The organism is Corallococcus carmarthensis (assembly GCF_003611695.1).
GTDB lineage: Bacteria > Myxococcota > Myxococcia > Myxococcales > Myxococcaceae > Corallococcus > Corallococcus carmarthensis.
Window position 1 is genome coordinate 13,297 of record NZ_RAWE01000099.1, and the last position, 19,608, is coordinate 32,904.

The following is a 19,608-nucleotide window of genomic DNA, read 5'->3' on the forward strand; positions in this document are numbered from 1 at the left end:
GGGGGAGCGCGTCCCGCCAGAAGCGGCCACAGCGCCATCATGCCCATGCCCAAATTCCTGACAGCGCACGGCGCCGCCGCCGCGGTCCTGCTGAGCGCCCTGCCCGTCTGGGCCCAATCCGCCCTGCCCGGCTTCGAATTGGAGCATCTGGAAATCAATCCCGGCCGGGGCACCGCGGTGATGCGCAACGGCGAACTGCTGGTGCCCGGCGGCATGAGCCTGGGGCTCGTGGGCCAGTACCAGCAGCTTCCGCTCGTGCTCCTCAACGGCGAACGCCGCCTGGAGGCCGTGCGCAACCGCGCGTCCTCCATCCTGGCGGGCAGCTACGGGGTGCTGCCGTGGCTGGAGGTGGGCGCGCAGGTGCCCGTGGTGCTGTGGCAGCAGGGAGATGATCCCGGCCCCCTGGGCCTGACGCCGCTGGCCTCCCAGGGCCTGGGGACTCCGGAGGTGCAGGCGCGCCTGGGGCTGCTGTCCCGGCGCGACGAACACCCCGTGGACCTCTCCGTGGACCTGGGCGTGGGCCTCCCCATTGGCAGCGCGGCGGTGCTGGGCAGGGATTCGGGCCTGCGCGTGCGCGCCCTGGCCGCCATGGGCACGCAGGTGGGGTTCCTCAAGCCCACGCTGGAGGCCGGCGTGCTCCTGCGCTCGCGCAATCCGCTCTCCGCGCCGGGCGCCAGCGGACAGGCCCTGGAGATGCGCCTGGGCGCCGGGGTGACGACGGCCGGACAGGGGCTGCGCGGCGAGCTGGCGGTGAAGGCCGCCTTCGCGGCGGACATGGACCAGCCCGCGGTGGAGCTGCTCGGCGGCGGGCGCATCCCGCTGTCGGAGGGCCTGGAGCTCCACGCGCTCGCCGGGCCCGGCCTGGGACGCTCGCCGGGCACGCCCATCGCCCGCGTGCTCCTGGGCGTGACGTTCCGCCAGGAGCCTCCTCCGCGGATGGAGGTGCTCCCGGAGCCCGTGCCCCAGCTGCGGCTGGAGGAGTTCCAGACCCGGCCGGAGTACGTCCCGGATTCGCGCGTGGAGCCGGTGCCCACCCGCGAGCTGCTTCCCCCCGAACCCGCGCCGCCGTCCCCGCCATGACCTTCGAGCCGCGCACCGTGCTCGCCGCGTTCGACGGCACCCAGCCGCCTCCGGACACCGTGCCCGGATGGCTTGCGCGAAGCTGGGAGGATCCAGACGGCTTCGCCGCCGCGCTCGTCCCCCTCCACGCTGGCAGGAGCACGCCCTTCAAGAGCCGCACCGGCCAGCACCACGACTTCTTCCACGACCTGGTGGCCCGCCACGCCACGACGGACCGCATCGCGCTGCGCACATACTCGCGCACGCAGGGCTGGCGCACGCTGAGCTACCGCCAGCTCCAGGAGCAGGCCACGCGGAGGGCCACCGCCTGGGCGGGGCTGGGCGTGAAGCCGGGCGCGAAGCTGTGTCTGCTGCTGCCCCCCGGCCCGGAGCTGATGGTGTCGCTGTGCGCGGCGCTGGGCCTGGGCGCGTGCGTGAGCCTCCTGCCCCCCGGGGCCCGCGCCTTCGTGGCACGCCGGCTGGACGCGCTCGCGCCCCAGCACATCGCCGCCGAACCGCACCAGGTGCCGCTGCTGGGCAAGCACGCGGCGCTGCTCCTGCCGATGCAGACGCAGGTGCCGCCCGCGCTCGCGTCGTACACGTACAAGCCCTCGGAGCCGGTGGGCCTGCTGTTCTCTCCGCTGGCGGACCCCAGCGACGTGCCCGTCCCACTCACCGCCGGGGACGCCTGGCGGAGCGCGCTGGTGGATGGCCTGCTCACCTTCGGCCTGTCCCCTGGCGACCACCTGGCCGCGCCGGGCTTCGCCACGCTCCAGCACCTGCCGGCGCTGTACTTCACCACGCTCCTGCGCGGCGCGACGTACCTGCACGTGGAGCCCGCGGACCTGGAGGTCTCCCCCGCCCTGCTCACCGAGCACCCGCTGCGCGCCCTGGGCCTCACGCCCGCCATGCGGGACCTGGTGGCCCGTGCGCGTCTTCCGCTCAAGAACGTGGGCCTCTGGTTCAGGGACCCGCAGGCACCGTTCGACTTCCACGCCTGGCGCGACGCGCTCAGGGCCAGCGGGCTGTCCAGCGTGCCCGGCGGCAACGTGTGCGTGGACCCGGCGTGGGGGGGCGCGGTGCTGTGTTCGCACCGGCGCGTGGGGCTGGACGTGCACACGGACATCGCGCCCGCGCCCGGCCGGGCCTGGGCGCTGCGCGACTTCACCGACAGCGGGCAGGACGCGGCGGGAGACACGGGCCTCTTCACCCCGCTGCCCGACGCCGGACGGCCGCCCGCGCACGTCGTCCTGACGCGGGTGCGCGGCCAGTACCACCACTTCGGCGCGCGTGAGCCCCGGCGCGAGGGCCGGGTGTTCCTCTTCGCGGAGGCCGCCAACGTGCTGCGCGAGCCCCCCGGCCCCTCGCTGGACGCGGTGGGGCTGGCCGTGCCGGTGAGCGGCATGGCGGGCGCGTATCGCAGCGTGCTGCTCGTCTTCACCGGCGACCTGCCCCCCGGCGTGGAGGTCAGCGACGCGGACGTGCGCCGCCGCATCGAACAGGCCCTGGGCCCGGACGCGCTGCCGGACCGCATCGAGCGCTTCGCGCTCCACGCGCGGCGCCTGGAGGGGAAGCAGGACGGGCCGGTGGACGAGGAGTGGTGCCGTGCGCAGTACCTCACGGGCTCCCTGAAGCTGAAGTCGGGGGACCCCCTGTTCCAGGCGCTCACGTCACTGCGCGCCCGGGTGGAGTCACGCTGATGGGAATCCAGGTCGTGTCGGGAGCCCTGCTCCAGTGCAGCTTCGGTCTGGCGCCGTCCACGCTGTCGGTGCCACCCGTGAACCAGGTGAACGCCACCGCGCCGGCGGCCACCATCATGGACAACATCCCGGGCATGAACGTGCCGCCCTTCGGCATGTGCCAGTCCCTGGCCAACCCCGCCGTGGCCGCCGCCACCGCCGCCGCCATGGGGGCCCTCACCCCCATGCCGTGCATGCCCGTGACCGTCGCGCCCTGGGCGCCGGGCTCGCCCACGGTGCTGATCAAGGGCAAGCCGGCGCTCACCGACAAGTCGATGTGCAACTGCGCCTACGGCGGCATCATCAAGATCAACGTGGCCGGCCAGATGAAGATGCAGGTGAAGTGACTCACGGCACGGGCACGTAGCGCAGGGGCGCCTCGCGCTGGGGCAGGCGCACCTCCAGCTCCACCACGTCCTCCGCGCTCCAGACCGCGAGCAGCTCCACCAGCCGGCCGCACAGGAGATCCACCAGCGGCAGCAGCGACGCGTCCATGGGCCCGAAGCCCAGTTGGTACACGTACTTGAAGCCCGCGGCGCTGCGGGCAAAGGGCTTGGACTTCACGGACACCTCCGTGAGGGACGGCAGCAGCTCCCGGAAGTGCCGCTGCGCCCGCACGCCCAGCACCTCCAGGAGGAACATCAGGTCCTCGCGCCCCAGGAACCGCTGCGTGCGCAGCGCCAAGAGCTGCAACAGCGCCTGCTGCCCGTGCTCCACCGGGTTGTCCCCGCCGGGCGCCACCGCGCCCACCAGGCTCCAGGGCACGCCGTCCAGGAAGCGGTCCGCCAGCACGGGCCGGTAGCCCCGGGCCTCGAAGCGCGGCGGCAGCGGCTGGTGCCACAGGCCGTCCACGCCCAGCCGCACCGGCCGCAGGAACGCGTCCGGCATGTCCAGCGCCAGCCACGACGTGCGCGCCAGGCCCTGGCCTTCGTGCTCCAGCTCGTATGTCTCCGCGCCTCCGGAGATGGCGCCAGGGCGCAGGGGGAGCATGCCCTTCGCGTCCAGCTGGTACACGCCCACGGCCGTGTTCAGCCGGAAGCCCATGGACGGGTCCGGGTGCTGCACCGCGTGCCGCTCCTTCGTGCCGTCGTGCTCCATGGGCGCCGCCATGGCGCGGTGCAGGTTCACCACCGGCACCGCGTGCGCCACGAACGAGTCCGGCCCCACCACCAGCTCCGACGGCCAGCGGCCCGCCAGGCGCAGGCTCAGGGTGAAGCCCTGCCAGTTGCGGGGCGCGGGAGGGATGCGGGCCTCCAGGAACAGCTCCTGCTGCGGGAAGTGCAGCAGCTGCCGCAGCCGTTGCAGGGGGTGTTCGGACGGCTCCGCTTCCGCCGCCACCGGCCGGGGCGCGCCGAAGCGCACCGGGCCTGAGCGCGCGTCGAAGGGCTTCACCTCGTGCTCCACCGTCCCGTCGTCGAAACACACGGTGGCGGAGCGCACGGCGCTCTTCAGCTGGAAGAACACGGCCAGCGACGCGCGGAAGTCGTTGAGGTGGTTGATGTGCAACCGCACCTCCCCCGGCGAGTCGTTGCGCGGAAAGCCGCCCTCGAAGACGAGCCGCAAGAGCGCGCCGTCATCCCCCTGGCGCTCCAGCCGCGCCTGGGTGAGCCGCACCGGCAACAGCCGCATGGGCGAAAGCGTGCGCAGGGCGAGCGTACCGGTGGGGCCGCCACCCGGGCCCGGGTTGAGGAGGAAGGGCGTGCCCCGGGGCAACTCCGCGGCGTCCACGAAGCGCGCGTCCGGCTCCGCGCGCAGCATGGCCATGGCGGGCTCGGGATTGAGCAGGTAGGCGAAGTGCTGTTGGAACAGCCGCAGCGTGCTCCGCTCCAGTGCCCGCTGGCCCGCCCGGCGCGTGCGCGCGGTGAACAGGGCCATGGCCTCCGTGAGCCGCCGCACGTCCGCGTCCTCGCCATCCAGCGGCGCCGACGGGTGCAGCGCCGTGTAGCCCAGCCGGAACTTCTCCAGCGCCTGGAGCTCCTCCAGGAACGACGCGTAGAGCGCCTCATCCATCCGCATGGCCTACTCCCCCTCCTGGACGCGCAGGTACATCCGGCCTTCGGCGACCTCGATGAGCTGGGTGTCCTTCTCCAGGGTGCGCTGGATGCGCAGCATGGGCTTCGAGTCCTGGTACAGGTGCTGGATGGACGTCTCGCTCTTGTCCGTCTTGCCCAGCAGCAGGTGGTTGCCCTGCGACTCCTTGGGGAGCCGCGCGCCGGGGCGCCATTCCAGGAAGCGATCCATGCGCGCGTGCTGGTAGCCCAGCGACACCAGCACCCGCGTCCCCTTGTCCGCGGGGAAGTAGAAGTGCCCGGGCTGCTGGTGCGGCTCATAGGGGATGCGCACCTCCTTGTTCCACAGGTGCAGCTTCACCCGGTACGACTCCACGGACGTCTCCTCGTCCTGGCGGATCTGATAGGTGCGATCCGCTTCCGCGCCCTCCTCGCTGACCACCCGTCCCTCCGCGAAGAAGGGCCAGCGCGGCGGCCGGAAGTGGGGGCGCCGGAAGGTGGGGTCCGCGGCCTCCTCCAGCGTGGCCTTCAGCGACATCCGGTAGTCGTTGGCCGTGCTGTCCGGGTCGTGCGCCGCGTCCTCCCCCACCGCGCGCGCCTCCAGTTCCAGCGTGTGGAGCCGGTACTGCTTGCCGTGCGTCGCGGCCTGCTCGCTGAAGCCGTTGCCCAGCGTGTACAGCCCGTTGAGCACCAGGGCCACGCGCGGGTAGAGCGCGAAGGTGAGCCGCACCTCGGGCCCCTCCAGGTGCTGGCGCTTCGTCTCCACCGCCTCCCGGTCCGTGAGCGTGCCCTCCAGCGGAGAGGTGACCAGGCATTCGGTGAGGACGCCCGGGATCGCGTCCGCGTTCTCCACCTTCTTGCGCGCCGTGCCGGCGTCCACGTAGCTGTTGAGCACCCACAGCGCGTCGCGGCGCGGCTCCGGGAAGCGCAGGTCCACCTCCTCCACCTCATCCCGCGCGAGCACCAGCGCCTCGCCAGCCTCCGGCTTCGCGTCCGCGAGCGTGTACTTCCCCTCCGCGTAGTCCAGGAACACGCCCGCGTTCATGCGCGCCTGCACCCAGTGCAGGAAGTCGAGGAAGCTCGCGCCCGAGTCGTCGTCCGCGCCCAGCCCCAGCGCGTGCAGGGACTGCTTCACCTGCGCCGCCTCCCACTTGTAGGCCACGTCCAGGCCCCCGGGCGTGTTCGCCTGGATGACGGCCTGGAGCGTCTGGTGCACCCACACCCCGCTGGGGAAGTGGCGGCGCCACAGCATCGCCGCGGGGTCCACCAGGCGGATGCGGTAGCGGCGCTGCATCACCGGAGCGTTCTGCACGTTCGCCTGCGAGAGCTCACGCACCTGACGATCCTCCACCCGTCCGATGAGCTTCAGCGGCAGGGCCTCCGCGCCCTCGCGCCCCTCCGCCTGCGCGCCGTAGCGGCGGTCAATGGTCAGCGTCGCGGTCAGGGGCTTCGTGTCGGTGAAGGGGGTGAAGAGCGTGTCCTCGTCCCCGCTCTCCTTGCAGAGCACCCACCACTCCACCTGGGCCTCGAAGCCGTAGGACCATGCCTTCACCGACAGGCGCTTGATGCTGCCCGCGGGCAGCGTGAAGGCCTTGTCCCCGGCCTTGAGCTGCAGCGACACCTTCAGCTGTTCGGTGAACCTCATGGCTCGTCCTCCCCCCGCGCCTCTTCCGGAGGCCGTTCGCGCAGGCGGCGCGAGCCCGGCTCCAACAGCAGGTCCATGGGCTCACGGGAGTCACGCAGCAGCAGGTGCACCACCAGGCCGGGCGCGCCGCTTTCCTTCGCGGGCGCCTCCTCGATGGACACCACCTCCACGCGGGGCTCATAGCGGGTGAGCGTCTCGCGGATCTCCAGGCCCAGCCCCGCCAGGCGCTCCGCGTCCGAGCGGAAGCCCGTCTCCGTGAGCCCGAAGCCCGGCAGCACGGAGGCCGCGCCACGCTTGGCCCGCAGCAGGTGGCCCAGGTTGCGGAGCACCGCTTCGCGCGGCGTCTCCACCACCCCCAGGAACTTCCGGTGCAGAAAGCCCACGGTCCCCTTCCTTCCTAGCGTCCGGCTGCCTTCGGCGTGCCCATGCTCATGCCCTGCCGGTCGCCTTCGGCACGCGGAGGCGCGGCCACCGGCACCGCCGTGTCGCCCAGGAAGATGAGCTGCCGCAGCGGCTTGCCCTCCGCGCCCGGCAGCCGCTCGTAGCCCAGCTGTCCCCGGGGCCCCAGGCGCGCGGTCCGCCCATGCGCTTGCACCGTCAGGACCACCTCCAGCTGCATCCGCGCGGGGACGAGCAGGGGCAGCACGTGCCGGTGGAAGCGGTGGCGCACCCGCGCGGGCCAGTCACGCCCCCGCAGGTCCGCTTCCTCGTCCGCGAACAGGTCCACCTGGAAGCCCCCGATGTCCGTCGCGTACGTGTTGCCCAGGATGCCCGTGCCATCCAGCGGCGTGGGCCCGAAGGTGGGGCGCATGCCGGAGAAGCGCGTCCGGAAGGCGCGGCGGGAACACGTCAGGCGCAGCTCCGGGAACACCTGCTGGAACAGCCACTGGAGCGTGGCCTGTGAATCCACGCCCACCATGCGCAGGTAGAAGCCCTTCGTGCGCTCCCAGTCCCCCACCAGGCTCGCGTCCCGTTCGGGGTGCAGCGCGTCCACCAGCGCCCGCAGCAGCCGGTGGTCGAAGAAGCGGATGAAGTCGAGGAACGGCTCCGGCTCCGGCAGCTGCTCGGCCACCTGGAGGAAGTAGCTGGGCAGGAGCCCCGGCGTGGCCAACAGGCCCAGGTTGAGCGTCACCACCACCCGGCGCACCGGTGAGACGTGGAACGTCACCTCCTCCACCAGCGACGCGGACGCCACCGGCTCCGGGTTGCCTTCGAAGAGCACCCGGTCCCGGCCATAGCCCTGCGTCTCCAGAAGCCGCAGCAGCGGCCCCAGGTCGAACTCCTTCGCCCGGGCGCGGATGCGCCGCTCCAGCGGGGACAGCAGCGGCGAGGCGCCGTTCATGATTCGCCGGGCCCCACGAAGGCGCCCAGGTCCACCTGGTAGAACTGCGACAGCGTGCGCCACTCCATGGAGTCCTTGCGCTCCCAGTGCTCCTGGATGTCCCCCACGTGGCGGTTGAGCAGCGCGCCGAACGAGGTGAACAGCTCCGGCAGGTAGCGCCGCGGGTCGAAGTCCTCCAGCGTCCGGAGCACGTCGTCGCTCACCATCGCGGCCTTCTGGAAGTCCCCCCGCTCCACCAGGACCTCGAAGGCCTTGAGCTTGTCGCACAGCTCCAACAGGTGCGCCGACCCACGCAGCTGCAGCGGCCCCGTCGTGCGGGGGAAAGGCGAGGCGGGAGCGGCCGGTGGCGCGGCGGACTTCGCGCCCCGTCCCTTCGCGGGCGCGGCGGGCTTCGAGGGCTCCGCGGCCGGCGCGGGAGCCGCCGCGCGCTCCTGCGTCGTCTCCCGCAGCCACTGCCCCAGCCCCGCCAGGCCCTGGGCCCCGTTGCGGAACGCGGGCCCTTCCAGCGCGGCCTGCAAGGTCTGGATGCCGCGCAGCGCGTCCTTGCGCTTGCCGTCCGTGAAGCCCTTCGTCCACGCCTCCCAGCCGGCGTCCTTCTTGCCGTGGTGATACTTCAGCGCGCTCAGCAGCGTCTGGAACAGCCACGTCAGCGCCTTGTTGAGCAGCACCGCGGGCTTGGACTTGTCCTTCCCCTCGCCCTGCGAGACCTCCTCCGCCGCCGCGCGCGCGAGCGCGACCAGCACCTCCAGCGCGTCCGGCAGGCGCACGAGCCCGTCCTCGCGCAGCGCCGCGAAGAGGTAGTAGGCCGACAGGCGGACCTCGTAGGCCCCCTCAGCGTCCAGGGCCTCGATGGCGTCCGCCGCCTCCGCGTAGGCCTCCCGCTGCACCAGGTCCGCCACCGTGAGGAAGCGCTGATCATGCGACTCCAGGCGCTCCAGCGGTCCGCCCTCCACGGGGCGCAGGCACAGGCTCAGGTCTCTCATGGTCTGTCTTTCCACTTCATGTTACATGTCTTTCATTCACAAGGACAGACACCCCATGCCCATCGCCAAGCCCGACGTGCTCGAACTCGAATGCAATTGGCAGACCGGGTTTCAATACCGGCCCGGCTTCCGCGGCGCGCTGGGGTATCTGCTGGAATGGAATGGCTGCGGGGGGCTGAACCTGACGAAGGAGCTCACCCTGTTCTCCCCCACGGTGGGTGACTTCGGGCCCAAGGCGCAATGCATTGGCCTCATTGAACGGCTGGCCATGAATGGTGCTTCCGGCCCCCTGGACTTCAGCGTGTACGTGGGACGCGTCACGGCCGCGAACGTGCTCAACCATTTCGCCAAGCCGCTGGAGAACCTGCGCCTGAAGCTGGCGTGGGCCATCATCGACTTCGATGAAGCGGGTGACACCTGGTTCGAGGCCGCCAAGCTGAAGAGCCCCGCCACCGCCGAGGCGCTGATGGACACGGAAAAAGGCCGCCCCAAGGTCTTCCTGGACAACCAGCCCGCCACGCTGGCCGACGACCTGGACATCCGCTTCCACCGCTTCCAGTTCCGGGTGGTGCCCGCGCCCAAGAAGAGCACCACCCTGGAGTTCGCCACCAACTCCCAGGAGCGCCGCGTCACCAAGTGGGGCTCGGACAAGTAGCCCCCAAAGCGGAACGGGGAAGGCGCTTTTCGCCCTCCCCGTCCGCTTCAACCGCTTACGACTGGCCGCCTTCGACGTAGCCCCAGGCGTACACGTCCTTGTCCGTCGAGTTGTGCCCGTAGTGGATGTTGCACAGGTGCGCCTTGTCCGGGATGACCTGGAAGGTCATCTGGCAGAACTTGACGTCCGTGACGCCCACGTTCTCCGGCTCACCCACGTGCAGCATCACCTCGCTGCCCTTCTGGTTCAGGCGGGCGGACATCTCGTTGGGGGGGCCATTGGCCTCGTCACCAATCGGGTAGCACTTCTCGAACCACTTGCCCGCGGTGCTGTCCCACTCGCAGATCCAGAACTTGAGCTGACGGATCTCCGTGTTGGTGATGCCGGTGAAGTCCGCCTTGTTCTCCGGCGAGATCAGCACCGTGAAGTCCATGGGGTCGAGCTTGCCGCCCTCCCACTGGAGCTGCGTGATGAGGCCCACCGCGCGCACGGCCTTCTTCGCGCCCACGTCCTGCAACGCCACGCCGGCGTAGGCGGGATCACCGACGAACGGGGTGTAGAAGAGGCTGCTGCTCTTGGGGAAGGCGCCGTCGTCCTTGCCCATCCCCTTGATGTCCAGCAGGTAGCCCACCGGGATGTTCTTCTGGGGGCGCTGCTGGATGGTCTGCTGCCAGTCACACGAAATGCCAAGCGGTCCATCACCCATGGTTTCGGTCCTCCAATTTGCTGCGGGGTTTGTCAGCCGAGCCGCGCATCCACGCGGAGGTCCACGTTCATGCCTTCGAACTGGATGTGCGGGAGGACGGAGAGGTTGCAGTGGTACCAGCCCACCTTGCCGGGCACTTCCGCCACGGTGAGGTTGTAGGCCTTGAACGGGTAGTAGCGCAGCGTCAGGTCATCCGGATTCACCAGCGTGGTGACGTACCGGGAGATCCACCTGTCCAGCTGCTGCTGCATGTACTGCGCGCCAGCGGTGCTGCCGATGTTCTCGCGCATGATGGCCTTCACGTAGTGCGCGATGCGGCTGATGGAGTACGTGTAGGCCAGGTTCGTCACCAGCTGCGAATTCTCCGAGTCCTTCGTGTCCTCGAACACCTTGGCCTTCTTGAGGGACTGGACGCTGAAGAAGACGGCCTCCGCGCTTCCCTTCTTGTGGATGAGCGGGATGAAGCCGCCGTTGGCCAGCTCCAGCTCGCGGAAGTCCGGGATGGACATCTCCACGGGCAGCTTCATCTCCTCCTCGCCACGCAGGTGCGTCAGGTGCACGGGCAGGCCCGCCACCAGGCCGCCGCCCTTGGGGCCGCGGATGTGCTGGCACCAGCCGGACGTCGCGAACGAACGCACCAGGTTGCGCGCGAACAGCATGGACGCGTTGCCCCAGAGGTATTCCTCCTCCTTGTCCCCCTTCACCGCCTCCGTGAAGTTCATCCCAGGGGCCGGGTAGGTCTCCGGGTTGTAGGGCGGCCGGACGATGTAGCGCGGCAGCGTGAGGCCCACGTAGGCGGCCTCATCCGTGTCACGCAGCGCGTTCCAGGCGGAGTACTTGGGCGAGTCCAGGAGGCTGGCCACGTCGCGCAGCTGCGAGACCTCCTTCATGGTGTCGCAGCCGAAGAAGCGCGGGGACACGGACGCCACGAACGGCGCGTGGCTGGCCGCGGCGATCTTCCCCATCGTCTTGAGCCACAGCATGTCCTGCGGCGTGTTGGCGAACTCGAACAGGCCCACCATCGCGCCGTAGGGGGCGCCGCCGTACTGATCGTATTCAGCGACGTACAGCTTCTTGAAGAACTCCGAACCGGCGACGTCCGCCGCGTTCGTCTCCAGGTCGCTGTAGGCCTCCTCCTTGGAGACATCCAGCAGGCTCAGCTCGATGTTGGCCTTGAAGTTGGTGTTGCGCACCAGGTCGTTGAGCGCGGTCCACTGCGCCTCCACCTCCTGGAACTCCGGCGCGTGCAGCACCGCATTGAGCTGGTCCGACACCAGCGCGTCGATGGTGCCGACCAGCTCCTGCACGGTCTGCTTGTCGAAGCGGCCCTCGTCCGTGTCCATGTTGTGGACCATGGCCGCCAGGCTGGAGACAAAGCGCTCCTCGGGGGTGGCGTCGTCGGGGATGACCAGCAGGTCGGACTGGGCTGCAGGGTCGCGCACGGCGGGCACGGAGCCCAGCCGCACGCTGTTGAGGAACAGCGGAAGGTCCAGGGGCACGTCGGCCACGGCGGTCGCCGCGGTGGTGGGAGACGCAGGAGGAGTGGGCATGAAAGGAGGCCTCGTTCAGGAAGAAGGTCGTGGGGAAGGGCTTGCGCCCGGCATCACGTCGTCGGCGGCTGGGGGTTCGTCGCGGCCAGCTTCGGCAGGCTCAGCGACTTGAACGCGGCCAGCTCCGTCTTCAGCTTCTGGACGGCCTCGGGGTTCTGCGCGAGCTGGCGCACCAGCTGGCGGAACTCCTTGCGGTTGTCCAGGTTGCCCTGCAGCTCCAGCAGCAGCTTGCGCAGCGTGAGCAGCGCGTTGATCTTCGGCACCTGGCGGGACACCTCCACCGGGCTGAAGGACTTCATCGAGTCCAGCTTGAGGTTCACCTGCAGCGGCGCGGGCGCCGAACCATCCACCGGGTCCTTCTTGTCCACGCGGTTGGGCACGCTGAAGTTCAGCGTCATGCCCATGTTCTGGATGACCTGGTTCAGGTTCTTTCCATCCAGGTTGCGGATCTCCCGCTGATCCAGGTCCTTCTTGCGATCGTTGGACGTCCCCCGGGAGAAGTCCCCCATCACCAGCAGCCGGAACGGAAGCGCCTTGTCCGCCCGGGTGCCATTCACCTGCGTGCGATAGGTCAGCGTGATGCGTGATCTGGGAATTTCATCGGTGATGGCCATGAGTGCCCCCAAAAACGGAACCGCCGTTTGTGAAGGAATTGATAAACCATACGAATACACAAAAGCAATACACCCCCGTCGCATGACCCGCCACGATGGGCGCGAAACAACCCGGGGTGACAGGAAAGACCCAACCCGTGGCATTCCATGCCTTCCAGGGCGAGAAACCAGACACGGTGGATCATCCGGGCTGACTTGACGTCACAGGCTTCAGGCCGGTAGCTTTTTCTAAACATTGTCACCCAGCCCAAGCAAGCCTTTGCCTCGGGCGGTCCCTGTGACAAAAACCCTCTCTCGTCTCCCCTGCCATGAACCCAGACACACTCGCGCGAGTCCTGTGGCAGGAAGGGCAGACCCTGCTGCCCGAACACTTCCGGGCCCAGGAGGAATCCCTCTCCACGGAGGCCCGGCGCTACGCGGGGTTCGTGGGCCTGCCGGTGGTGGGCGTGAGCTCACTGCGTTTCAACGACGTGTTACTCGCCAAGGGCTCGGTGGCGCTGGAGGACCTGACCGCGGTGCTGCCCGGCGGCCACCTGGTGGAGGTGCCGGGCAACGCGGAGGTGACGCCGCTGTCGCTCGAGGAGACGGGCCGCACGCGGGTGACGGTGTATCTGCACCTGCTGGCGGTGCTGGAGCCCCGCGAGGATGTATCACCCGCCGGCGAGGAATCCTCCGCCGTGGTGCGCGCGGGACGGCGGCTGTGCCTGTCGCTGGAGCCGGTGGTGGACGACACGGTGAGCAGCCTGTCGCTGGCCGTCTTCACCCGGAACGCGGACGGGCCCTGGCGGCTGTCCGCCACGCACCTGCCGCCGCTGTTGAGCGTGGGCCCCCACCCGTTCCTGGAACCCCTGTTCGAGCAGCTGGACAGCCTGCTCCAGCAGGCGCAGGGGCAGCTGCGCACGTCGCTGCGCGAGGGCCTGGTGCGAGGCGACCGGCTGGCCAGCGCGCGGCGGGCGCTGTGCGAGGTGCGCAGCCTCCAGGTGCTGCGACAGGACATGCGCCACGGCCTGCAACCGCCGCCGTACCCGCTGATGCAGGCGCTGCGGCGGCTGTATTTCGAAACATGCTGCTACCTGGAGGCGGAGCCGGACGACGACCTGCCCGCGTACGAGCACGAAGCGCCGGGCCCGGGGCTGACGCGGTGGATGGAGCTGCTCACGCGCGGGTTCCGCCCTCAGGCCAGTCCCATGTCGTACCGGGCCTTCGACTTCCAGGACGGCCACTTCAAGCTCACGCCGCTGCCCCGGGAGACGCCTCCTCCGGACGACTTCTACCTGCTGGTGCGCCGTCACGAGCGCGACCGGCCCCGCTCCATGGAGGGCGTGAAGCTGGCCAGCCCCCTGCGGCTGCCGGCGGTGCGGCGCCAGGCCTTGAAGGGCGTGCCGTACCGGCACGTGGCGTACCCGTCGTTCCCCCACGCCTTCGACGCGGACATCGACTGGTACCAGCTGACACCCCAGAGCGAGGAATGGCAATCCGCGACGCGCGAGGACGGGCTCACGTTCTTCGCCACGCCGGCGCTCGAAGGAGCGCAGGTGCTCCTCTACTGGCGCAGGGCCTGACGGCGGACCGACGGGGGAACGGCGCGCATGCCCAAGCTCATCTGCATCATCGACATGGACAAGGAGAAGGGCCTCATCCTCACCACCGAGGACAAGGACGGGAAGATCCTCCAGACGGTGAAGATGGACGGCGAGGCCATCACCCTGGAGGTGAAGGGTGACAGCGCCACCAGCACCATCGTGCAGAAGCAGGACAGCGTCACGGTGACCTGCAAGTCCTTCGTGCTGAAGGCGGAGACCATCGAGGTCACGTCCACGAAGGCGTCGTCGTGGAAGAGCGACGACACGTTCGCGCTGGAGAGCGCCAAGGCCTTCACGGTCACGACGAAGGACGAACTGACGCAGAAGGCGGCGAAGGACGCGACCTTGTCCTCGGACAAGGCCGTGACGCTGAAGGCGGCGAAGAAGTTCAGCGTGGAGGGTGACGACATCCAGGTGGAGGCCAAGAGCGGCGCGGTGGCGCTGAAGGCGCCGTCCATCAAGGCGGAGGGACAGAAGGACGTCGCGGTGGAGGGTGCACAGGTGAAGGTGACCGCGAAGGCGCAGCTGGCGCTCAAGGCGGACGGCGTGGCGGAACTCAAGGGCGGCATGGTGAACGTGGGCTGAGGGGGGCGCGATGAAGCTCGAGCACTGGCAGGTCGTCTTCACGCAGTACCGGCAGGCCCAGTCCGTCCTGGACGGGTGGCTGCCGCAAACGGCGCCCGGCACGGCCGCGGGGCTCCTGGGCCGCGAGGGCCTGCGCAGGCTCCACGACGAGCTCCTGGAGGTCGTGGAGCGGCTGCGCGCGGGCCTGGGCGCCCACGCCCGCGACGAGGAGGTGCAGGACGCGCTGCGGCCCTTCACGTACCTGGTGGACGAGCGCGTCCTCTTGCGGCTCGCGGACGCGGAGCAGCCGCTGTGGCCGCTGTTGCAGTACCGCCTCTTCGGAGAGGACGGCGGCGGCGAGGCCTTCTACACGCTGGCGGATCAACGGCTGGACGAGCCGGGTTCGCCCCCGTTGCTCTTCGAGATGCTCCACTTCTGCATCACGGCGGGCTTCGGAGGCCGCTACCTGGGCCACACGGCGAAGCTGCGCGAGTACCAGGAGCGGCTGTCGGCGCGCATCGTCACGCCCCCGCCTCCGCCCGCCCCCGCGGCGTCCGGCGAGTCCACCGGGCCGCTGCTCTACGCCTTTCCCGCCCGCTACTACGCGGCCAGCGCCGCGAGCGTGCTGGGTCTACAGGGGCTGCTCTGGTGGGTGACCCGGTGAAGCCACAAGCCGCCCCACGGGCTCCGGCCGCCGCCGCGCCCGCACCCGCCATCGACGCGGCGCCCGCCCTGCTCCAGGAGGTGCGCAAGACCATCGCCGCGCGCCTGGGGGTCGGGCGCCATGGACTGGAGCCGATGCTGGACGAGCTGGGCCAGACGCTGGCCCGCCTGATGCCGGGGCCGGGTGACGCGAGGTTGTCGCCGGAGGAGCAGCAGAAGGCCCGCGCGTCGTTCGCGGGCACGGTGGACACACTGGAGGACGTCCTGGAGGCCCTGCATCGCTCGGGCCGGGCTGGGAACGTCCTGGGCTGGGGGGATCGCTGAGCCATGGATGTCATCAAGAAGCTGATCGCGTTCATCCCACCGAAGTGGAAGCCCTACGCACTGCTCCTCGTGGCGCTGCTGGCCATTGGCATCCCGCTGTTCCTCGTGTGGCGCGCGAAGCGCAAGAGCGCGCCGGCCGGAGGGGCCGCCGCGCCGGAGCCCCTGGCGAAGAACCGGCTGCGCAAGGTGCGCGAGAAGTTCCTGGCCGGGCTGCCGCTGCGCCACCGCGTGGCGGTACGGGACCTGCCAGGTGTGGTGGTGCTGGGGCCGGCGGGCGCGGGCAAGTCGCGGCTCATCGAGCTGGACCTGGACTGGAAGCGGCAGGCGCGGCAGTTCCTGCCCAGCCTCCTCTCGGACACGCTGCTCCAGGTGTACCTGGGCGCGGACGTCGTCGCCCAGGAGGTGTCCCCGCAGCTGCTGGAGGATGAGACCCCCCAGGCGCGCGAGGCCCTGCGCCGGCTGTGGAAGGACAGCTTTGGAGGCGGTCAGCAGGCGCTGGCGGTGCTGGTGCTGGACGCGCGCTGGCTGCAGGACACGCCCCCGGACGAGGTGCGCCGGGCGGCGCAGCTGTTGCGCGGCAAGCTCAACCTGCTCGCGGAGGTGCGCGGCGGCGCGCTGGAGACGCGCGTGTGCCTCACCCACCTGGACGAGCGCGAGGGCTACGCGGACTTCGCGCGGCTGCTCCGCGCGTACCACGTGCCCCTGCGCTTCCCGCTGCCCGAGCCCGGCCAGGAGGGAAAGCTGTCCACGCTGCTCAAGACGCAGGAGCAGTACCTGGCGCTGGGCCTGACGGCGCTGCCGGTGGAGGCCTTCGAGCGGCTGGAGCGCTTCTATTCGGAAGGGCACGCCCCCTTCGAGTCGCTCGCGCGCTTCGTGGCGGCGCTGATGGAGGGCCAGACGCTGGCGTACGCGCCCAGGCTGGCCACGGTGTCGCTGTCGTCCGCGGACGCGGAGGCGCGCGACCCGGACGTGCTGTCGGTGTCGGCGGAGGCCAGCACCGCGAAGATGGTGCGCGAGCGCTACCTGCACACGCACCTGCGCCGGGCGGTGCTCCTGGGGCTTGCGTGCGCGCTGCCGCTGCTGGCCGCGTACGGGCACTTCGCGTGGCGGCTGGGGCAGGCACGCACGCGCGTGCAGCGCTTCGAGGACATGGTGCAGCGCATGCGCGACCAGGGCCAGGAGGTGTCCGGGGCCGCGGTGCAGGATCCGGTGATGGCCGCGGGCCAGTCCCTGGACTCGCTGTGGCGGGCCATGGGCACCTGGCCGCTGTTGCGCTACAGCTTCAGCGACGCGCGCGAGGACCTGCGTCAGCGCCTGGCGCGAGGCATCCGCGAGGCCCACATCCGGCCCGCGCTGGAGAAGTGCCACCGCCAGCCGGAGACGTGCCGGCCGGAGCAGGTCGTCTACCTGCTGGCCGCGCTGCACGGCTCGCGGGACGAGGCGCTGGGGCAGCTGGTGCTGTCCAGCCTGAAGACCCGTCCCACCTGGAGCTTCATCCCGGAGGCCAGCAACGCCACGCCCGCGGCGGAGGGCGCGTCGCTGGACGCGGGCCGTTCGTGGGTGGCGGCGGTGGGGCTCAGCGAGTCGCTGGTGGCGGACTACGTGCTGATGAGCGACCCGCCGTGGAAGGCGCCGGACACGCCGGAAGCCGACTGGGCCCGCTGGCCCTTCCCGGAGCCGCTCACGCTGGAGGCGCAGCTGGCCCCGTGGCAGGCGCACCTGCGGCGGTTGCAGGACCTGGTGCAGAACCGGGCCGTGGAGCCGCACGACCTGGAGCGGCTGGACGCGGACCTGGAGGCGATGCAGGACGAGCGCCGCCGGCTCCAGTCCCTGCTGGACGACAGCTCGCGCTTCAACAGCCTGCCGCGCGCGCTGGAGCTGCTGGCCGCCTCCGAGGCGCGCGTGGACACCAGCCGCTTCCGGGGCATCCCCTCCACGCTCAAGACGGTGGCGTGGATGAGCGACCACCGCGAGGTGCTGACGGCCGTGCTGCGCATGGAGGAAGAGGCCTACCTGGGCGTGAAGGCGGTGCAGAAGATGAGCGTGGCGGAGCTGCTGGTGCGCGACGGCCTGTGGCTGCCGGGCAGCGGTCCCGCGGTGCTCCAGGTGCCGGTGCTCCAGAGCACCTTCGAGTTCCGCCCCAAGGACGGCTCGCGGCTCTTGCACCAGGCGCTGCTGCGCTACCACGAGAAGACGGGGCGCCTGCCCTTTGGAGCGGTGGCGGGCGAGGAGGCGGTGGCGGCGAAAGGAAGCGCCAGCCTCGCGGCGGACCGGCTGGAGTTCGACACGCGGCTTCGCCCGCTGGTGGACGAGTTCACCACGCGCATCAAGGGCTCGGGGCTGCCGGTGGAGGAGGTATCGCAGCGCCAGGAGCACGTGCGCCGCAAGGTGAACCAGTTCGCGTTCCAGTACCGCAACCGCCTGTTCCAGCGCGTGTCCGGCTACCGCTTCCAGGCGGTGATTCCCGCGCTCTTGCCGGAGGAGCTGTCGCGCCTCACGCAGCCGTCCTCGGAGCTGGTGGACATGCTGCGCGACGTGGCCCAGGGCGTGGCGCTGGAGCCGTTGGACGGGCCCTTCTACGAAGCGCTGCGCAACGCGGTGGCGCCCTTCAAGCCCATCGCCACGGTGATGAAGCCGGACGAGAGCGGCAACTACACGGCGCTCAACCCCTACCGCGCGCTGGTGGCCCAGCTGTCGGACGAACTGAACGCGGTGCCCCGCACGGGCGTGGTGCCCGCGGAGGCGACGGCGTCGCTCAACGGAGGGCTGGCCACGGGCGGAGCCCAGCCGGCCAGCGGGGCCGCGAAGCTGCCGGAGCTGCTCACGCCGCTGGGGAGGCTGGCCTTCGCGATGATGCTGGAGGACGACACGTCCTACCTGCGCAAGGTGGACGCGTGGCTGGATCAGCAGGGGCTCATCGGAGAGCTGCGCCAGCCCTTCCGCCAGCCGTTCCTCGCGGTGCGCGAGCTGGGGCAGCGGGAGATTGAGCGGACCCTGGAGCGGCAGTGGGAGGACGCCTCCGGGCGGTTCCTGCGTCCGCTGCTGGGGCGCTACCCGTTCACGCCGGACGCGTCGCAGGAGGTGGATCCGGGAGACCTGGAGGTCCTGCGCCGGCAGGACGGCGCGTTCTGGGAATTCGTGACGCGGGTGCTGGCGCCGGTGTGCGAGGAGCGAGGCTCGGAGTGGGTGCCGCGAGGCGCGCTCCAGTCGCGGCTCGCGTTGCCTCAGGGGATGTTGCCCACGTTGGGGAGGCTGTCACGGCTGGCCCGCATGCTGTGGGACACGGAGGGGCGTCCCCGGCCGCTGATGTTGCAGGTGATGCCGCTGCCGCTGCCGAAGGCGCCCACGCAGGGCAGCTTCGTGACGCTGGGCTCGCTCAAGTGCGGCAAGACGACGTTCCTCGCGTACAACCAGAGTCCGTCGTGGCAGGAGTTCCCGCTGGCGTGGTGGGACCAGCAGACGGCGTCGCTGATGCTGGAGGTGCGAGCGCCCGCGGACCAGTCGGTGCAGTACGCGTCACTGGAGAAGTCACGTTCGGCGTGGAGCTGCTTCCGGCTGCTGGAGTCCTCGCAGTCCACGGAGGACCCGCAGCACCGCCGCTGGTCGTTGAAAGCGCGAGGAGCCGCATCCACGAACGGGGTGATGGACCTGCGCTTCGGGCTCAAGGGTGAGCCCTGGATTCCGTTCCGCGAGGTGCCGCGATGAAACCGTGGGCAAGCTGCATCCCGTTGGCGTTGTGTCTGCTGTCCGCCTGTCAGCCGAGCACGCTGCACCTGAGCGTGAAGGCGCCATCGGGGACGAACCAGGGCCGGCCGCTGTACATGCTGGTGCGCAAGGTGGATCCGAAGCAGTTCGCCGTGGAGTCCTACGGCGAGGTGTCCGCGCGCATCTTCCAGCCGGACGCGGACGTGCTGATGTCGGCGCTCATCTATCCGGGCACGTTGCAGCGCCTGAAGGTGCCGCTGCCGGACGACGACGCGCCGGTGGCGGTGTCGTTCCTCTTCACCGCGCCGGACGGCACCTGGCAGCAGTTCGTCAACACGCCCACGCCAGGCTCGCTGGACATCGAGCTGCTCGAAGGGCGCATCCGCACGGGCACCCAGCCCGCGGCGCCAAACGACCCCAAGGGCGACGACGCGGCGAAGCCGCCCGAGCCGCCCGCCGCCCCGAAG

General features: G+C 70.5%; 18 protein-coding genes. 10 read left to right on the forward strand and 8 right to left on the reverse strand.

What is annotated here, in order from left to right; translation table 11 throughout:
* Positions 1 to 39: 39 nt before the first annotated feature.
* The 3 genes from D7X32_RS24455 to D7X32_RS24465 are packed head-to-tail and all read left to right on the forward strand — an operon-like array spanning position 40 to position 3,145.
* Positions 40 to 1,080: a hypothetical protein gene (locus tag D7X32_RS24455; protein ID WP_147450247.1), complete on the forward strand. Its 1,041-nt coding sequence runs from the start codon at positions 40 to 42 to the stop codon at positions 1,078 to 1,080.
* Positions 1,077 to 2,759: an AMP-binding protein gene (locus tag D7X32_RS24460; protein WP_120604990.1), complete on the forward strand. Its 1,683-nt coding sequence runs from the start codon at positions 1,077 to 1,079 to the stop codon at positions 2,757 to 2,759. Before D7X32_RS24455 ends, D7X32_RS24460 begins: the two co-directional genes overlap by 4 nt.
* Complete coding sequence (locus tag D7X32_RS24465) at positions 2,759 to 3,145, forward strand: DUF4280 domain-containing protein (RefSeq protein WP_120604991.1); 387 nt, start codon at positions 2,759 to 2,761, stop codon at positions 3,143 to 3,145. Before D7X32_RS24460 ends, D7X32_RS24465 begins: the two co-directional genes overlap by 1 nt.
* Position 3,146: 1 nt before the next feature.
* On the opposite strand, the gene D7X32_RS24470 is transcribed toward D7X32_RS24465, so the two are convergent.
* From D7X32_RS24470 to D7X32_RS24485, 5 genes are read right to left on the reverse strand one after another with little or no spacing between them, the layout of a single operon-like run.
* Positions 3,147 to 4,814 (reverse strand): type VI secretion system baseplate subunit TssF, encoded by a 1,668-nt coding sequence (locus D7X32_RS24470; protein ID WP_120604992.1) that lies wholly within the window; start codon positions 4,812 to 4,814, stop codon positions 3,147 to 3,149.
* 3 nt (positions 4,815 to 4,817) lie between these two features.
* A complete protein-coding gene (locus D7X32_RS24475) occupies positions 4,818 to 6,452 on the reverse strand; it encodes a hypothetical protein (protein WP_120604993.1) in 1,635 nt (544 codons plus the stop codon).
* A complete protein-coding gene (locus tag D7X32_RS45540; RefSeq protein ID WP_158625752.1) occupies positions 6,449 to 6,835 on the reverse strand; it encodes a GPW/gp25 family protein in 387 nt (128 codons plus the stop codon). Before D7X32_RS45540 ends, D7X32_RS24475 begins: the two co-directional genes overlap by 4 nt.
* 14 nt (positions 6,836 to 6,849) lie before the next feature.
* Positions 6,850 to 7,794: a type VI secretion system baseplate subunit TssG gene (locus tag D7X32_RS45545; RefSeq protein WP_158625753.1), complete on the reverse strand. Its 945-nt coding sequence runs from the start codon at positions 7,792 to 7,794 to the stop codon at positions 6,850 to 6,852.
* Positions 7,791 to 8,777 (reverse strand): type VI secretion system protein IglI family protein, encoded by a 987-nt coding sequence (locus D7X32_RS24485; RefSeq protein ID WP_120604995.1) that lies wholly within the window; start codon positions 8,775 to 8,777, stop codon positions 7,791 to 7,793. The genes D7X32_RS45545 and D7X32_RS24485 overlap by 4 nt, the downstream gene beginning before the upstream one ends.
* 55 nt (positions 8,778 to 8,832) lie before the next feature.
* Between D7X32_RS24485 and D7X32_RS24490 the strand changes: the two genes are divergently transcribed.
* Positions 8,833 to 9,432 carry a hypothetical protein gene (locus D7X32_RS24490; RefSeq protein WP_120604996.1) on the forward strand — a complete coding sequence of 200 codons (600 nt, stop codon included), beginning with the start codon at positions 8,833 to 8,835 and terminating at the stop codon, positions 9,430 to 9,432.
* A gap of 55 nt (positions 9,433 to 9,487) precedes the next feature.
* On the opposite strand, the gene D7X32_RS24495 is transcribed toward D7X32_RS24490, so the two are convergent.
* From D7X32_RS24495 to tssB, 3 genes are read right to left on the reverse strand one after another with little or no spacing between them, the layout of a single operon-like run.
* Positions 9,488 to 10,138 carry a hypothetical protein gene (locus D7X32_RS24495; RefSeq protein ID WP_120604997.1) on the reverse strand — a complete coding sequence of 217 codons (651 nt, stop codon included), beginning with the start codon at positions 10,136 to 10,138 and terminating at the stop codon, positions 9,488 to 9,490.
* Between the two features lie 32 nt (positions 10,139 to 10,170).
* Positions 10,171 to 11,688 carry a type VI secretion system contractile sheath large subunit gene (tssC, locus tag D7X32_RS24500; RefSeq protein ID WP_120604998.1) on the reverse strand — a complete coding sequence of 506 codons (1,518 nt, stop codon included), beginning with the start codon at positions 11,686 to 11,688 and terminating at the stop codon, positions 10,171 to 10,173.
* A 53-nt stretch (positions 11,689 to 11,741) separates the two neighbouring features.
* Positions 11,742 to 12,302, reverse strand: coding sequence for a type VI secretion system contractile sheath small subunit (gene tssB / locus D7X32_RS24505; RefSeq protein WP_120604999.1), 561 nt, complete (start codon positions 12,300 to 12,302; stop codon positions 11,742 to 11,744).
* Positions 12,303 to 12,610: 308 nt separating this feature from the next.
* On the opposite strand from tssB, the gene tssK reads away from it, so the two are divergent.
* From tssK to D7X32_RS24535, 6 genes are all read left to right on the forward strand, one after another.
* A complete protein-coding gene (tssK, locus tag D7X32_RS24510) occupies positions 12,611 to 13,864 on the forward strand; it encodes a type VI secretion system baseplate subunit TssK (protein ID WP_120605000.1) in 1,254 nt (417 codons plus the stop codon).
* A gap of 27 nt (positions 13,865 to 13,891) precedes the next feature.
* On the forward strand, positions 13,892 to 14,470 hold the full coding sequence (locus D7X32_RS24515) for a hypothetical protein (RefSeq protein ID WP_120605001.1): 579 nt from the start codon (positions 13,892 to 13,894) through the stop codon (positions 14,468 to 14,470).
* A gap of 10 nt (positions 14,471 to 14,480) precedes the next feature.
* Positions 14,481 to 15,113: a DotU family type IV/VI secretion system protein gene (locus D7X32_RS24520; protein ID WP_120605002.1), complete on the forward strand. Its 633-nt coding sequence runs from the start codon at positions 14,481 to 14,483 to the stop codon at positions 15,111 to 15,113.
* Positions 15,110 to 15,436 (forward strand): hypothetical protein, encoded by a 327-nt coding sequence (locus D7X32_RS24525; RefSeq protein ID WP_244239158.1) that lies wholly within the window; start codon positions 15,110 to 15,112, stop codon positions 15,434 to 15,436. Before D7X32_RS24520 ends, D7X32_RS24525 begins: the two co-directional genes overlap by 4 nt.
* Before the next feature lie 3 nt (positions 15,437 to 15,439).
* On the forward strand, positions 15,440 to 19,141 hold the full coding sequence (locus D7X32_RS24530; protein WP_120605003.1) for a type VI secretion system membrane subunit TssM: 3,702 nt from the start codon (positions 15,440 to 15,442) through the stop codon (positions 19,139 to 19,141).
* Positions 19,138 to 19,608: hypothetical protein (locus tag D7X32_RS24535; RefSeq protein WP_120605005.1), on the forward strand; the 471-nt coding region annotated here is incomplete at its 3' end. The genes D7X32_RS24530 and D7X32_RS24535, both read left to right, overlap by 4 nt.